Consider the following 14,538-nt stretch of genomic DNA (forward strand, 5'->3'; position numbering starts at 1 on the left):
AACTGCCGGTCTGCAGGAGATGAGCAAGCCCCGCCGCCGGATATCCTGGGCGGTGGAGGACGCGACGTGACAACGAGAGACGGACGACGACGGCCGGGCACGCTCGAGGCCGAGATCATGGGTGCGCTCTGGGCCGGTGGGGAGCCGATGACGGCGACCGAGGTTCAGGGCGTCATCGGTGCAGGGCTGGCATACAACACCGTGCAGACGATCCTCATCCGGCTGCACGAGAAGGATCTTGTGCGGCGTGAGCGCGTCGGGCGGGGACACATCTACTGGCCCGTCGAGGACGCCGCTACGGCTACCGCCTCGCGCATGCGCGAGATGTTGGGTGACCGCGCCGACCGGCGGGAGGTGTTGCTGCAGTTCGCCGCTTCGCTCGACGCATCTGACGCCGACGCTCTTCGCGATCTTCTGGCGCAGACGCAGCAAAAGCGACACCGATGACGATCGCAGTCTATCTACCGCTGCTGCTGGCACTGCCGCTGACCGTGAGTGCCGGCTGGCTGGTTCACCGCGGCACGCCGACGGCGATGGCGCGTGCCCTGGCAGCGGTCGCGCTGGTGGCGGGCGCGGCCTCTACGTGGTCTCTGACCATGCTGGCACTGACTCTGCTCGATGACGTTCCACCGCTATCAGCACTCGATGATCATCCGACGGTGGAGTTGCCTGAACCGGTGCCTGGCCCGGTGGCGCTCGTCGCGGCACTCGTGTTGCTGGGCGGCGCCGTACGGCTCCTGGCCGAGCTGCGGCAGCGTGCGCAGACCGTTCGCCTGCTGCACGCGATCGGCGTGCCGCAGGACGGCCTTGTGGTAGCCGACTGGTCGACGCCACTGGCCGTTGCGGTACCCGGCCGTTGGGGGCAACGAGGGCATCTGTTGATCACGACCGGCATCCTGCGCCTGCTCGACGGGGACGAACGCCAGGTCCTGTTCGCCCACGAGCATGCGCACCTCACCCACCGCCATCATCGGTTGACGAGCGTGGCAGCCGCTGCGGCGGCGGTGAATCCGCTGCTGATACCGGTACGACAGGCGGTCGCGTACCTGGTCGAGCGGGAGGCTGACGAGGATGCCGCCGTGGCGGTCGCCGATCGGGATCTCACCGCCCAGGCGGTCGCCCGGGCCGCCCTCGCGAGCGTTACAGCGGGGCCTACGGCCGCGTTGGGCATTCACGGCGGCGGCGCCGTGGTGCGACGGGTCCGCGCCTTGAACAACCCCGCGCCCATCCCGCGCAAGCGACCGCTGATCGCTGCCGTCTTGCTCGCCGCGGGCCTGTTCGCGGCGGTCACTACAGCGACCGTGCAATTCGTGGCATTGGCGCGGGCGTGGCTGTGATTGACGGCGCAGTGAGATCGGAAGCTTGACGCCACGGCTGGGCCGGTACCCGTGGACCACGGTCGCGGCGAGGGCGAGGCGTCAGCTGTCGCTTCGGTCCGACCCACCTACGCCCCCCTGGGGGTGACTGATTCGCGTATCGGACCGGCGTCGACGGCTGCGGAGGATCTCGATGCCGATGGGGATCACCGACACGACAACGATCCCGATCAGGATGAGTTCGATGTGGGACCTGACAAGGGGGACTTGGCCGAGGAAGTAGCCGACGATCGTGACGCCGCAGCCCCACAGCGTTGCGCCGATGACGTTGTAGAGCAGAAACGTCCGGTAGTGCATGTTGCTGGCCCCAGCGACGATCGGTGTGAAGGTGCGCACGATGGGAACGAACCGCGCCAGGATGATGGAGCGGGCGCCGTACCTGGCGAAGAATCCGCGGGCCCGGGTGAGGTTCTCCTGCTTGAACAGGCGTGAGTCGGGTCGGCGGAACAGCGACGGCCCGAAGCGACGGCCGAACACGTAGCCGAACTGGTCACCGGCCACTGCCGCGGCGGAGATCAGCAGACAGACCAACCACAGCGGCTGATGCAGGTAGGTGCCCTCTGCCACCAGCAGGCCGGCGGTGAACAGCAGCGAGTCCCCCGGCAGGAAGAACCCGATCAACAGGCCTGATTCGGCGAAGACGACGGCGAGGATGCCGATCAACCCGAAGGCGGAGATCAGCCATTCGGGATCGAGGAACGAGGGCCCCATGGACAGCGTGCTTCCTGCTGGCGTCATCGGCATGCGCTCCCGTTCGTCGACCCACTTCTCACACTGCGTGCCTGGACATGCCCTCAGCGGACCCTGCCCAACCTACACCTTGTAGGTTTTTGTCAGGTGGCCGCGACGACCGCCCGTCGAGGAAGCGCCCCCGCGAAGCCAACGCTCGGCGCGAACATCTGCGGGGGTGTCAGCGATGGACGAGCCCGAAGAATCACCCGCGGCGCTGGACGCGGGTGGTTGTGCCGCGGCAGCAGGGCAACCGCGGTCCTGGCCGAGGTCGTCCACGCCGCCGACGGCTACCTCGGCTACGTGACGGTCCGACACCAGCAGCAGGTCGTACTTCCCAATCCGTTGGGCCGCGAGCGCGAGCAACGTGCGTGAACCTTCCAATGCCTGCCTCGAACCATCGGTGCCGACGACGATCGACACCATCGGCAACGATGTCTGCGGTCCTCACCAAATTCATGCTGCGGGATCGCGGTGACGCAGGATCGCCCAGCTCGCGCCCATGCAGACAACGATCGTGGCGGCCTGAACGAGGATGCCAAGCCCCAGACCAGCGGCCCCGGACGGATCGAACAAGCCCACCCAGTTTTGCTAGTAATGAACCGGCAGTACGACGGCGACCGAGCGCAGCGCGCCTTGGCCGTTGAGAACACTGGCTATCACGACGAAGCCGATCGCAGCGGCGAGCGCTTCGGCGCCGCGGGGCAGAAGCAGCCCCAGCGTGAACGCGACGGCGGCCATGGCGAGCATGCACAGCAGCGTGAACGCACAGGCCACCAGCGATCGGATGGCCGCGTCCTCGGAGCTGAGGTTGGCCGCGCCGATGACATGGAAGGGGTGCCGTCCGAACAGAACGGTACCCACGGCCATACCGGCCCCCACTACGCAGAGCAGGGCGACAACGGTGGCGATGGCGGTGGCGGCGAGTTTGGCGCCTAGCAGCCGGGTGCGGCTGACCGGGGCGACGTAGAGGTAGCGCAGTATGCCCCAGTCGCGGTCGGCTGAGGCAGTTGCGGCGGCGAGCAGCGCGACCACGATCGGTAGCAGCAACGGGTTGATGAACTGCAGGCTGGCCATCGTGTGGTTGAGCGCCGAGAACGCGGACGCGCCGAACAGGCCAGCCTCAGTGCCGTTGCGGTGCCCGGCTGACGAGGCGAGAGACAGCCCTGCGGCGACCGGGACGACAGCCAGACAGAGCAGGGCAATCAGGGTTCGCAGCCGGAAAAGTTGAGTGGTGAGTTCACAGCGCAGCGCGGTCACTCCCGTCGGTCATCGCAAGGTAGGCGTCCTCAAGTGACTGGTGTGCTCCAAGGAGCGTGTCGAGAGTGCCTGCGGTGACCAGTCGACCGCGGTTGAGCACGACGGCGTGGCTGGCCAGCAGCTGGACCTCGGCGAGTTGGTGGCTGGAGATCAGGACGCTGGCACCGGTGGCGGCCCGGGCCGCAAGATGCTGCCGCAGGGCGCGGACCTCTGCGGGATCGAGGCCGTTGGCGGGCTCGTCGAGGATCATTACGTCCGGGTCGCGCATCAGCGCGTTGGCGAGCATGAGTCGCTGTTTCATGCCCATCGAGTAGCTCTTGACCTTGTGATCGATCGCGGGGCCGAGGCCGGCCAGATCGAGCGCGTCGGTCAGCCCGCGCGGAGGCCAGGCCCGGCCCGAGGCGCCCCACAGCAGCCGCAGGTTCGCGATCCCGGTCAGGTGCGGTACGGACGCCGGACCGTCGATCAGGACGCCTACCCGCCGCAGGATCGGCGCTCCCAGGCTTACCGACTGGTCGGCGATCCGCACCGTACCCGCGTCGGCTTTGGCCAAGCCGACCAGCATTCGCATGGTCGAGGTCTTGCCGGCTCCGTTCGGCCCCAGCAGCGCACAGATTTGACCGGCCGCCACTGCGAAGGTGAGTAGCTCGACGGCTCGCCGGCGGCCGTAGCGTTTCGACAGGCCTTCAGTCTCGATCATGAGTGGTGGTGTGGGCACGAGGCATCGCCCTTTCTCGGGCGGTCGCCGGAAGGTCACACGATGGATGGGGCGGAACGGACAGGCTTCGACGTTGGGGCTATGGACGTGCTACGGGCCAGCGGTGAGTGGTGAGGGCGGCCACCCCGGTTGAGGTAGCCAGCGCCAAGGTGACAGCGAGCCAACTGACCACGAACGGACTGGCCAGGATGCCGTGATCGCCACGGAACACCGCCGGATCATCAAAGCGCACCTGCAGACCCCACAGCACGGCGGCGACGGTGGCCACCGCCATCCCGGCGACCACGGTCATCAGTGAGCGGGGCGAAGCCGGGTCGGTGTAACGACCGGTACACGATCCAGGACTTCGGTGGCGGCCCATGCCGTCGCGGCCACCACACCGACCCCGGCCACGGCGATCAGCACGAAGCCGGCCACGGTCGGTGTTGAATGAACCCCGTGACCGGCGGTGACCTTCAGCGCAAGCCGAAGAAGGCCGTACCACAGGGCGGCGCCCGCAAACGGGACAGCCGCGTACTTCCACACCCCGCGGTTGCCACCACGGAGCAACGCGACCGCGGTGGGCGCCGCCACGACCACCAAGGCCAGCAGCGCCGCCGAGGCGGCAACCACAAGCAGCAGGTACGGACCGTTGGTGTGGCCGCCGACGTCCTCGGCCAGCTTCGCGAAACCGAGGCCAGCCATGGTGAACAGTCCAGCTGCCCAGACCGCCGCGTTGATTGAGGTCTCACCGGACACGAGCACACCTCCATGGGCGCGTACCGCGCCAAGTAGCGAATCTAGGATCAGGATGGGACGTCGGTTGATGTGCAGGTCGCACAACAGTTGCGCGTACTCCTCGCCGAAGCGGCGGCGCCACGCGGGCGGGTAACAGGCCACCAGGGTCCGTACCAGCCGGCCGTCGCCGCTCACGCCGGTGCCGTCCCGAGGCGGGTCAGGCTCAGCGCTGCCAGCCGCTGCATCCGCGTCGCCTGGGCCGACAGCTCAGCGGCGCCAGCGGCCGTCAGCCTGTAGGGCCGGCGCCGTCCCTCGGCTGGCAGCGCTTCGATCAGGCCACTCTTTTCCAGCCGGGCCAGGGCCGCGTACAGCGTTCCCGGGCCGAGGGCTACGCCGACCTCCTCGGCGATGTCGGTCGTGATGGCGTAGCCGTGCTTCGCTCCGTCGGCCAAGCTGGCCAGAATCAGCAGGCCCGGCTCGGCCCAGCGGCCAAGGTCGTCGATCATCGGCTGTTACTCCGTCCGTCGCTACATCGCCCATCGTAGTACGCGGGGCGATGTAGCGCCAAGGATCTACTGCCCGAGATGCGCCTTGGCCCCAGTGAACGAACGGCATGCAGCTGGTCCGGGTACGACAGGTGTTACCTGCACCGCTGACACCGCCGCCATCACCCATGCTCAAATAACCGTCAGCGGCCAGGTTGGCCCGGCGGCAGCGCTGAGCACGCCGCCAGAGGAGGTGCCGGCCAGGTCCGGTTCACCTCGTCGCGGTGCCATCGCTGCACCGGCTCGATGGGCGGCCGGATGTCGCGGCGGACCCGCCGGGTTGTCGCCCGAGGCGGTTCCCGCAGCAACACCTCAGGCGTCGCGGAAGCGAACCGTCAGCGCCCCAGCGATCAGCGCGGCCAGCGCCCACAGCGCGAGGACACCGAGGCCATGCCAAGGGTGGATCGGACCCGGCACTGGATGCAGGGTGTTCTGGATGGCCAGCCCGGCGTCCATTGGGCCCCATTTGTGCAACCGGTCCTGCCATCGGGGCGCCGTCACGAACGCACCCGCGAGCGGGAACAGAAACAGCAGCCCGAGGACAGTGCTGATGGTGGCGGCATGGCTGCGGGTTGACGCCCCGATGCCTAGGCTCATCAACCCGACCAGGCACAGGTACAGCACGGTGCCGCCGGCCGCTCGTTGCAGGTCGCCGTCGGCCGCCGACAGCAGCGGGTAGCCGCGTGCAGCGGTGTATCCGTGGTAGGGCAACGTTAACCGAGCCATCAGCAGCGTCCCGGCGACCGCGAACGCCCCGACCACTGCGGTGGCCGCGGTGAGCACGGTCGCTTTGGCTGCGTAGACACGCAGCCGCTTGGGCGTAGCGGAGAAGGTGGTCATCGCCATGCGGCTCTCGTACTCACCGCAGATCGCCGCCGCTGCCAAGATCACGATGAGGACCTGCGCCAGCCGGGTGCCGAACAGGCTCAGCCGTGGCGTGTCCTCCATGCACGTGGTGTCGGGTCCGCAACGCGGCAGGTCCACGCTGAGCGTCACCGCCGCGGCGACGCCGAGCATCGTGACCAGGATCCCGGCCAGCAGCCACCAGGTACTGCGTACGGTGGCAAGTTTGCTGCCCTCGGCCCGCAGCAGCCGCATCACGCGTCGCGCTTGCGGGTCAGCCGGATCGCGATCACCGTGGCCACGATCGCGTAACCGGTCACCGCAGCCAGGCCCTGCCACGGCCAGATCATCGAGGATGACACTGCCAGGGTCGGGTCCGGCGGCAGGGTTCGTTGCATGGCGAACCCACCGGCAGGTGTGAGGTACATCAGCCACCGCGTGGCGGTCAGCGGCAGCGGGGTGCCGACGAACATCGGGACGATGACCAGTGCGATGGTGGTGGCGATCGCCGGCGCGGAACGGCGCATGATCGCACCGAGTCCCAGGGCGAGGACGGCGATTCCGGCGAACAGCGCGCCGCTGCCGAAGATGGCCCGCCACACGTCGATGTCTTCTAGCGAAACGGCCCGGAAGTTCGGTGGGGCGTAGCCGTTGGCCCGCATTCTCGGCATCGACACCGCGTACGAGGCCAGGGCCGCGACGGTGCCCAGCACGAAGGCGGTCACCGCGATGACGGTCGCCTTGGCCGCGATCACAGTGCCGCGGTGCGGGCTGGCGGCGAAGGTCAGCCTCAACAGTGGGCGTTTGTGTTCGGTGGTGATGAACAGGACCGCGATCGGGATGAGCAGCATGAGGCCGAAGAACAGCGGGAACAGTGCGCCTTCCACCGGGTCGTCGGGCAGCAGGTTGGTCCTGAACGTGCCCGTGCCTTGCAGTGTGTAAGTGCCGTTGAGTGCGCGGGTACTGCCCTTCGGTCCAAAGCTCTTGTCCGGAAACTGGTTGTTTAGGTCGATGCGGCCGATGTCGTCGCTGACCCATTGGCCGTCGACGGAGCCGGGAACGGTGAGGTTGTCGAATTCTGCGATGCTCTGTGTCGGGTAGAGCCCGAGCGACGTCGAACCCAGCGACTTCTCCAACGTGGTCTCGTCGGGCGACGACGCGAACAGGCCGACCTGCGCGGTCGCGGGCAGCTGCGGCACGGCGAGCGTCGCGACTTTGGTCCACGAGATGCCGTCGGCGCTGCTGTATCCGGTGATGGTCGTGCCGGCACGGTCCAGGCGGAGCCATCGCGGGCTGCTCGCCGCCGGTCCGGTGATGTCGTCGCCGAAGTTGCTGGACATCAGGACCCCGGCATGCGGTGTCACCATGATCGCCGCGTAGGCGGCGCCCGCCTGGGCGGTGGCCTTGATCATGATCCCGGCACCCGCCCGGTCCTGCAGCACCGGGATGACGACCTGGCCGTTTTCGCGGACGACCTCCCGCTCCTGTGGGGGCAGGCGCTGTCCGATCACGTGGACGGCGATGGTGCCGTCGCCGGTCATCGGCTGGTGCAAGAACCGGAACTGGTCCTGCACCGCCAGGCCGTGCGGTCCGACGAGCGGCGGCAGGTCCCCGGTGCGGAACTTGTTGGCAGAGGACAACAGCAACGCGAAGCCGGCGGTCAGCGGTATCAGCGCGATCAGGGTGATGACCCAGCGGCGTACGGTGCGCAGCTTGAACGACTCGGCGCCGACCAGGCGGCGGTAGCGTGTCCAGGTGCTCATGCTGGGACCTCCGGGCTCGCGCTGAACTCGGTGACGTTCTTGGTCAGGTCCAGGTACGCCTCCTCCAGGGATGCCCGATGGGTGCGCATCTCGGTGAACGCGACCTGGGCGGCGCCCAGCGCGGCGGCGACCCGGTCGCCGGTCAGCCCGCGCACGATGACCACGCCGGCGGTCATCGTGCTGGCCTCGCCGCCGGCGTTGGCCAGGGCGGCCATCGCCTCGGTCGGCTGGGTCGTGCGGACGTCGATGCGGTCACCTGATGCTCCGGTCAGGAGGTCGGCCATGCTGATGTCGGCGACCAACCTGCCTCGTCCCATGATCAGCAGGTGGTCGGCGGTGTCTTCGAGCTCGCTCATCAGATGGCTGGAGACGAAGACGGTGCGGCCGGCGGCGGCGAGTTCGCGCATGAAGGTTCGGATCCAGATGATGCCTTCGGGGTCCAGACCGTTGCCGGGCTCGTCGAACATCACGATCGGCGGGTCGCCCAGCAACGCGCCGGCAATGCCGAGCCGCTGGCGCATCCCCAGGGAGAAGCCACCGACCCGTTTGTTGGCCACCGAGCTCAGCCCGACCTGGGCGAGGACCTCGTCGACCCGGGCGGCTGGGATGCTGTTGGTGTAGGCCAGCCAGCGCAGGTGGTTGCGGGCGGTCCGACCCGGATGCACGGCGTTGGCGTCGAGCAGGGCGCCTATAGCCCGGAGCGGATCGTCAAGAGCGCGGTAGCCTGTTCCGTTGATTAACACGGTGCCGTCGGCCGCATCAAGGCCGAGGATGATCCGCATGGTGGTCGACTTCCCGGCACCGTTGGGGCCGATGAAGCCGGTGACCGCACCCGGACGCACGCCGAAGGTCACGTTGTCGACGGCCGTGGTCCTGCCGTAGCGTTTTGTCAAGCCCTGGACTTGGATGGTCGCCTGCATGGCCCTGACGCTACGAACCCTGTCGCCCGGGCACATCACGCTGCGGAGCGCAATCGCGCCTCCCTCTCAAGAGCGCATCGTCCAGCGCGGGATTGGCTCCTGTCGGTGAGGACAATCCGAAACTGGCCAGCGAAAATGTTCCGTGTGTCGCAACCGGGGCGGGATGCCGGGTGGCGGTCGCCGCTGCCCGGCGTGACCTGGGCGCAGCTGGCCGTCGCCGTGCTTGCGGTGCTCGGCATGGCGCAGGTCGTCACCGAGGCGAGCCGTTCCGGACCGACGAGTGCCCAGGCGCTGATCCTGACCCTGGTCGGGACCGTGCCGTTGGCGATGCTCGCGCGGCAGCCTCTCGCCGCGCTGGTCACGATCCTGGTGGCGTACCTGTTCTCGTTCGACGCGGACGGTCATCCGACCGCCGCAGTCATGATCGCGGCAGTGGTGGCGGCGTGGCTGGCCGGCCGTCGTTGCCGGCCGCTGCAGGCGGCAGTGGCGGCGACGCCGGCATTGGCGGCACCGCTGCTGGCCGTCACCCAACAGCAACAGCTCGCCACGATCGGGTCGGCGGTGATCCTCGGGGCCGCCACCGTCGGGGGGATCCGGCGCACCCGCCGGGCATCCGTCCAGCACCAGGTAACGGTCCGCGCAATGCAAGGAGCTCTCCTCGAGCACGTTGCCCGAGGGGAACGGGCCCGGATCGCCCGCGAGCTCCACGATGTGGTGGCACACCACGTGTCCCTGATTGCGGTGCGGGCCGAAGCCGCCCAGTTTGTGGCCGATCGGCCGGCGCCCGCCAACGCCGCGGAATTCGCGACCATCGCCGGCGATGCCCGCACCGCTTTGGCCGAGATGCGGCGCCTGCTCGGCGTCCTGCGCGCCGACGCCGACGCCGAACCAGACGAACGCGCACCGCAACCGGACCTTGATCAACTGGCCGGGCTGGTTGCGGGCGCCCGGATGACCCAGGGCGCCGCCATCCGGCTGACGCTGCGCGGCCCGGTCCGGCCGCTGGATTCCGGCATCGAGCTGATCGCCTACCGCATCGTGCAGGAAGCCCTCACCAACGCCCGCCGCCACGCACCAGGCGCAGCTGTCGACGTCGACCTGAGCTACTCCGCCGACACTCTCGAAGTGTGGGTCCTCGACACCGGCCCGGGACCGCGCGACGCGGGGTCCGGCGGGCACGGCCTGACCGGCATGCGGGAACGCACCGCAACGCTCGGCGGCCAACTCTGGGCCGGGTGCGCACCCTCCGGCGGGTACCTGATTAGAGCGAGGCTGCCGATATGACCATCCGCGTGATCATCGCCGACGACCAGGAAGTCGTACGCGCCGCCTTCACCGTACTGCTGCAGACCCAGCCGGACATGGAGGTCGTCGCCACTGCGGCCGACGGCGTCGACGCCGTCGGCCGTTCGCGCGAGCATCGACCCGACATCGTCCTGATGGACGTGCGCATGCCCAACCTCGACGGCATAGAAGCAACCCGACTGCTACACGCCGGTGACCCCAATCCGAGGGTCATCATGCTGACGACCTTCGATTTGGACGAGTACGTGTACAACGCCCTCGCCGTCGGAGCCAGCGGCTTCCTGCTCAAGGACATCACCGCCCAGCAGCTGTTCGACGCGGTCCGCGTGGTTGCCGCCGGCGATGCCATGCTCGCTCCGTCGATCACCCGCCGGCTCATCGCCCAGTTCGCGACACTGCGCCCAGCGCCGCGACACATCCCAGGCGAACTCACCGCCCGGGAGACCGACGTCCTGCAGCTGATCGCCGAAGGCCTGTCCAACCAGGAGATCGGCGCGCGTTTGGTCATCACCGAAGAGACCGTGAAATCCCACGTCAGCCGACTGCTGGCCAAACTGGGCCTCCGCGACCGCACCCAAGCCGCCATTTACGCCTACGAAAGCGGACTCGTGGCCCGCCGCCAAGGCTGGGACCGCTGATGTCGGTCGTGCTGGCGTAACCATCAGCGGGCCCGGCTCGGCCCAGCCGGCACAGTCGTCGATCATCGGCTGTTACTCCGTTCGTGGCTACATCGTCCAGCGTGCGGTGTGAGGCGATGTAGCGCTAAGGGTCTCCCTCACCGCAGTCTGTGATGCAACGGGTACGGATCAGCCTTACCTGGCACCCGAGGTCGAGCTCCGATCATCGTTCGCGACGCCGTGTTGGATCTGGCCCGTCGTGCGCCAGCGCACACGTACGTCGGCTGTCACCCGCCGGATCATCACCCTGCGGTCGGCACTGCGCGTCCGTGCGAGGCTGTCCCCGCCAGGCCATGGTGGCTCAACGGACCTACCTGCCATCCACGCTCCTGACACTCGGCGAGAATTGACGGCAGGGCCCCGAGCATCGCCTCCCAGCAGCCCGACGCGGCCGCGTGGTCGCTGTCGTGCAGCAGGATCGTGCCACCGCCGGACAAGCCGCGCCGGACGGTGCGAAAAATTGATGTCGGCGTCGCCGTCCGTGTCCAGTCCCGTCCCCAGCAGGTCCACAGCACAGGCGTGAGCTGAAGCCGGTGTGCGGCTACCAGCGCCGCGGTGGTGGCCACGCCGTAAGGCGGTCGCCACCACCGCGGTGTGCACCCGGCTGCCCGGCTCACCGCCGCGTGAGCGCGGGCAAGATCGTCGCAGGTCGCCCGGGGCGAGGACGTGAGCAGTAGCCGATGCTCGTAGCCGTGTACGCCGACGTCGTGACCGGCGTCGGCGATCGAGCGGGTCAGCGCCGGGTGCAGTTCGGCTTGGCGACCGAGCAGGAAGAAGGTGGCCCTCAGCCCGGCCTCGTCGAGCAGCCGCAGGAGTCGCGGGGTCGCCTGCGGATGCGGCCCGTCATCGAAGGTCAGGGCGACGTGACCCGGGTCGCCCTGACCGGCCGAAGCAGGCAGCAGCGCGCGGCGCAGCGGCCCCCAGGCCGCGGCCGCGGGAGCTGCGTAGGCTGCGGCGGCAATCGCCATACCGCCGTAGACGAACCTCATGCCGCCATCGCCGTTCTACGGCAGAGACCGGCGATCACGTCTGCAGCGTTCGTGGACACGGCCTCCGCAGCCACCGCCGCCCGCCTGGCCAGCGTCGTTGTTCCGTCCACCGTCCGCAGCAACTCAGCGGTCAACTCGTCGGGTGTACGCGGCCAGGGCGACAGCCCCGCCGCGGCCAGCACAGTGGCGTTCGCGGTTCCATGCCCGGGCAGGCATCGATAGCTGATAACCGGCACGCCGGAAGCCATCGCCTCCCTGCAGGTCAAACCGCCAGCGTTGTGCACGACCACATCGCCCGCCCTTAGTAGCTGCGGCATGTTGCTGACCCAGCCGAGCGGAATGCTGTCCCCCATCTTGGACAGCTGCCGGCGCAGGCGCTCGTTGCGGCCGCAGGCCACCACCGGAAGCAGCCCGGACGAGGCGCCGACGTCGCGGACCATGGACACGACATCCCCGACACCCCAGGACCCTGACACGACGACCGCCAAGCGTTCGTCGGCGGGCAGGCCGAGGCGACGGCGTGCCGCAGCCTTCTCGAACGGACCACGGGCGAGCCGGAAGGCCGGGTCGACAAGTGCCGCGACCGGCACCGTGCGGACACCGGGCGGAACCTCACGTGCGCAGGCACGCCCGGGGGCCAGATGCAGGTCGATCCCGTTGGCGACGCACAACGGATGTACCGACGGGTCGGTAAGAACCGCGACGGCCGGGGCCCGCAGCCGGCCGTCGAGGCGCAGCCGGCCGAGAACCTGACTCGCCAGAGGAAAGGTGGAGATGACCGCGGCCGGCTCCGGCCCGATCGCGGCGAGCATTCGACTCGCCGCGGCGCTCAGCGAGATCCTGTTCACCTGCGCGGACGTCCGTGCTCCGGCGGTGAGGCTGAGCAGCCAACTCCACGTGGCTGGCGCGGTGCTTAGCTGCCCGGCGTACGTCGCGCGCAGTGCCCGGCCGAGGCCCGCCGGCATCAGGTCGAGAAAGTCGCGGTGCTCGACAGCAAACCCACGTCGGGTCAGCCTGCGCCCTACCTCGTTGGCGGCGCCGTCGTGTCCGGCGCCAATGCTGGCCGAGACAACGACAATCGGTCCGATCACCACGTGCGCGTCGCCGTCTGCTCGGAGGTGACCGGCAGCTGATCACGTCTGGTGCGGGTGAGGTAGGTGACGGTGGCGAGGATGGCAACCAGGAAGGCGAGGCTGGTGACGACCGTGCCGAGGCCCAGGCCGCCGTTGCCCGCCGGCTGGGACAGCAGGTCGCCCAGCGAGGCGCCGAGTGGGCGGGTCAGGATGTACGCGAGCCAGAACGCCAACACGGCGCCGAGGCCGAGGAACCTGTGAGCCAGGGCAATCACGGCGATCACGGCGGCGAAGATCAGGGTCGCCACGGTGTACCCGAGTCCGAGCGCCTCCGCGGCGAGGTCACCGGCAGCGGTGCCCAGCGCGAAGGTGAACAGGATCGCGAGCCAGTAGAACGCCTCACGCCGGGGCGTGTCGATGGTGTGGATGGACAGGGTTCGTTCGGCGCGATACCAGACGGCGAAGGTGACGGCGAGCGCGACGGCGAAGACGACGGTGGTCACCTCGAGTGGCACGCCGAGGTTGTCCACGAGGTTGTCGGTGATCAGCGTGCCGACGATGCTGATCAGCACCACGACGAGCCAGTAGAGCGCGGGCACGTAGCGCACGGCGCGGAACTGTGCGGCGAGGGCCACCGCGAGCAGCACGCTCATGACAATGGTGGTGAGCGTCAGTCCGAGACCGAGGGTGTCGCTGAGGAAGTCGGCGAACGTCTCACCGACGGTCGTCGCGAGCACTTTGATGATCCAGAAGTAGATGGTGACTTCGGGCACCTTGCTGAGGAAGCGCCGGGTCAGGGTCATGTCGCCAACCCTGCCGACAGGGGGATAAGAGTTCGCTGAAAGGCGCCATCAGCCGTGGGTTGCCAGACGGTAACCGGCCCCTCGAACGGTTTCGATCGCACAGCGCTCAAAGGGATAGTCGATCTTCTTGCGAAGGTAGCCGATGTAGACCTCGACGATGTTCGGGTCGCCATCGAAGTGGGCATCCCACACGTTGCGCAGAATCGCCGTCTTAGTGACAGCACTTCCCTTATTGCGCATGAGGAACTCGAGTAAGGCGAACTCACGCGGGGTGACCGGAATTGGCGTGCCTTCCCGTGCCACCCGACGCGCGGACGGGTCGAGGGTCAGGTCTCCGGCGGCGAGCACCGTCGGGCGCTCCGGCGCGCCGCGGCGGATCAACGCGCGGAGGTGGGCGATCAGCACGACGAACGAGAAGGGTTTGATCAGGTAGTCGTCCGCGCCGAGATCGAGGGCGTCGGCCTGGTCATACTCGCCGTCCTTGGCTGTCAGCATCAGCACCGGCGTCCAGACCCCGCGCCCTCGCAGCTGTCGGCACACCTCGTAGCCGCTGAGCTTGGGCAGCATGATGTCCAGAACGATCGCATCGTATTCGCCGTATGGGGTCTCAGTCGCCGCCCACAGGCCATCGACTCCGTCGTGGGTGAGGTCGACGGTGAACCCTTCCCGTGCCAGCCCGTCACGGATCGTCTCGGCCAGGCCTACCTCATCCTCGACCACCAGAACACGCATGCCCCCATGCTGCCCGTCGGAATCTGAGAAACAGCTGATCTCCTGCTTTTCAGCGCTTCCTCAGGCAGGCGCGGATAGCGTCGCGTCC

19 protein-coding genes are annotated in these 14,538 nt (G+C 68.5%); 4 read left to right on the plus strand and 15 right to left on the minus strand.

All coding sequences use genetic code 11. From position 1 onward, the window contains the following. The first annotated feature begins 66 nt into the window (after positions 1–66). Both ACLJN9_RS19555 and ACLJN9_RS19560 read left to right on the plus strand, forming a co-directional pair. The gene (locus ACLJN9_RS19555) at positions 67–447 is read left to right on the plus strand and encodes a BlaI/MecI/CopY family transcriptional regulator (protein WP_410812860.1); all 381 of its coding nucleotides are present in this window, start codon (positions 67–69) and stop codon (positions 445–447) included. Continuing rightward, on the plus strand, positions 444–1,337 hold the full coding sequence (locus ACLJN9_RS19560) for a M48 family metalloprotease (protein WP_410812861.1): 894 nt from the start codon (positions 444–446) through the stop codon (positions 1,335–1,337). Before ACLJN9_RS19555 ends, ACLJN9_RS19560 begins: the two co-directional genes overlap by 4 nt. An 81-nt stretch (positions 1,338–1,418) precedes the next feature. Here ACLJN9_RS19560 and ACLJN9_RS19565 read toward each other — a convergent pair whose 3' ends face one another. The 11 genes from ACLJN9_RS19565 to ACLJN9_RS19615 all read right to left on the minus strand — a co-directional run bounded on the left by ACLJN9_RS19565 (position 1,419) and on the right by ACLJN9_RS19615 (position 8,871). Next, on the minus strand, positions 1,419–2,114 hold the full coding sequence (locus ACLJN9_RS19565; protein WP_410812862.1) for a DedA family protein: 696 nt from the start codon (positions 2,112–2,114) through the stop codon (positions 1,419–1,421). Positions 2,115–2,189: 75 nt separating this feature from the next. Beyond that, complete coding sequence (locus ACLJN9_RS19570) at positions 2,190–2,531, minus strand: hypothetical protein (protein ID WP_410812863.1); 342 nt, start codon at positions 2,529–2,531, stop codon at positions 2,190–2,192. Positions 2,532–2,561: 30 nt separating this feature from the next. After that, complete coding sequence (locus tag ACLJN9_RS19575; RefSeq protein WP_410812864.1) at positions 2,562–2,687, minus strand: hypothetical protein; 126 nt, start codon at positions 2,685–2,687, stop codon at positions 2,562–2,564. 9 nt (positions 2,688–2,696) lie between these two features. Continuing rightward, positions 2,697–3,365: an ABC transporter permease gene (locus ACLJN9_RS19580; RefSeq protein ID WP_410812865.1), complete on the minus strand. Its 669-nt coding sequence runs from the start codon at positions 3,363–3,365 to the stop codon at positions 2,697–2,699. Continuing rightward, positions 3,346–4,122 (minus strand): ABC transporter ATP-binding protein, encoded by a 777-nt coding sequence (locus tag ACLJN9_RS19585; protein ID WP_410812866.1) that lies wholly within the window; start codon positions 4,120–4,122, stop codon positions 3,346–3,348. Before ACLJN9_RS19585 ends, ACLJN9_RS19580 begins: the two co-directional genes overlap by 20 nt. A gap of 40 nt (positions 4,123–4,162) precedes the next feature. Further along, positions 4,163–4,375 carry a hypothetical protein gene (locus ACLJN9_RS19590; RefSeq protein WP_410812867.1) on the minus strand — a complete coding sequence of 71 codons (213 nt, stop codon included), beginning with the start codon at positions 4,373–4,375 and terminating at the stop codon, positions 4,163–4,165. Next, positions 4,375–4,905 carry a hypothetical protein gene (locus ACLJN9_RS19595; protein WP_410812868.1) on the minus strand — a complete coding sequence of 177 codons (531 nt, stop codon included), beginning with the start codon at positions 4,903–4,905 and terminating at the stop codon, positions 4,375–4,377. Before ACLJN9_RS19595 ends, ACLJN9_RS19590 begins: the two co-directional genes overlap by 1 nt. Positions 4,906–4,991: 86 nt before the next feature. After that, positions 4,992–5,306: a PadR family transcriptional regulator gene (locus ACLJN9_RS19600; RefSeq protein WP_410812869.1), complete on the minus strand. Its 315-nt coding sequence runs from the start codon at positions 5,304–5,306 to the stop codon at positions 4,992–4,994. A gap of 351 nt (positions 5,307–5,657) precedes the next feature. Continuing rightward, positions 5,658–6,446 (minus strand): ABC transporter permease, encoded by a 789-nt coding sequence (locus ACLJN9_RS19605; protein ID WP_410812870.1) that lies wholly within the window; start codon positions 6,444–6,446, stop codon positions 5,658–5,660. Beyond that, entirely contained in the window at positions 6,443–7,951 is a 1,509-nt protein-coding gene (locus tag ACLJN9_RS19610; RefSeq protein ID WP_410812871.1) for an ABC transporter permease subunit, read from the minus strand. The genes ACLJN9_RS19605 and ACLJN9_RS19610 overlap by 4 nt, the downstream gene beginning before the upstream one ends. Beyond that, the gene (locus tag ACLJN9_RS19615; RefSeq protein ID WP_410812872.1) at positions 7,948–8,871 is read right to left on the minus strand and encodes an ABC transporter ATP-binding protein; all 924 of its coding nucleotides are present in this window, start codon (positions 8,869–8,871) and stop codon (positions 7,948–7,950) included. The genes ACLJN9_RS19610 and ACLJN9_RS19615 overlap by 4 nt, the downstream gene beginning before the upstream one ends. 192 nt (positions 8,872–9,063) lie before the next feature. Here ACLJN9_RS19615 and ACLJN9_RS19620 point away from each other — a divergent pair, with 192 nt between their 5' ends. Next, entirely contained in the window at positions 9,064–10,155 is a 1,092-nt protein-coding gene (locus ACLJN9_RS19620; protein ID WP_410812873.1) for a sensor histidine kinase, read from the plus strand. Then, a complete protein-coding gene (locus tag ACLJN9_RS19625; protein WP_410812874.1) occupies positions 10,152–10,814 on the plus strand; it encodes a response regulator in 663 nt (220 codons plus the stop codon). The genes ACLJN9_RS19620 and ACLJN9_RS19625 overlap by 4 nt, the downstream gene beginning before the upstream one ends. Before the next feature lie 281 nt (positions 10,815–11,095). On the opposite strand, the gene ACLJN9_RS19630 is transcribed toward ACLJN9_RS19625, so the two are convergent. The 4 genes from ACLJN9_RS19630 to ACLJN9_RS19645 all read right to left on the minus strand — a co-directional run bounded on the left by ACLJN9_RS19630 (position 11,096) and on the right by ACLJN9_RS19645 (position 14,450). Next, on the minus strand, positions 11,096–11,842 hold the full coding sequence (locus ACLJN9_RS19630; protein WP_410812875.1) for a polysaccharide deacetylase family protein: 747 nt from the start codon (positions 11,840–11,842) through the stop codon (positions 11,096–11,098). Beyond that, positions 11,839–12,807 (minus strand): glycosyltransferase, encoded by a 969-nt coding sequence (locus ACLJN9_RS19635; protein WP_410812876.1) that lies wholly within the window; start codon positions 12,805–12,807, stop codon positions 11,839–11,841. The genes ACLJN9_RS19630 and ACLJN9_RS19635 overlap by 4 nt, the downstream gene beginning before the upstream one ends. A gap of 122 nt (positions 12,808–12,929) precedes the next feature. Then, the gene (locus ACLJN9_RS19640) at positions 12,930–13,718 is read right to left on the minus strand and encodes a hypothetical protein (RefSeq protein ID WP_410812877.1); all 789 of its coding nucleotides are present in this window, start codon (positions 13,716–13,718) and stop codon (positions 12,930–12,932) included. Positions 13,719–13,766: 48 nt separating this feature from the next. Continuing rightward, positions 13,767–14,450: a response regulator transcription factor gene (locus tag ACLJN9_RS19645; RefSeq protein ID WP_410812878.1), complete on the minus strand. Its 684-nt coding sequence runs from the start codon at positions 14,448–14,450 to the stop codon at positions 13,767–13,769. Positions 14,451–14,538: the final 88 nt, after the last annotated feature.

It is taken from the genome of Micromonospora sp. 067-2, assembly GCF_046549295.1.
Classification (GTDB): Bacteria; Actinomycetota; Actinomycetes; order Mycobacteriales; family Micromonosporaceae; genus Micromonospora.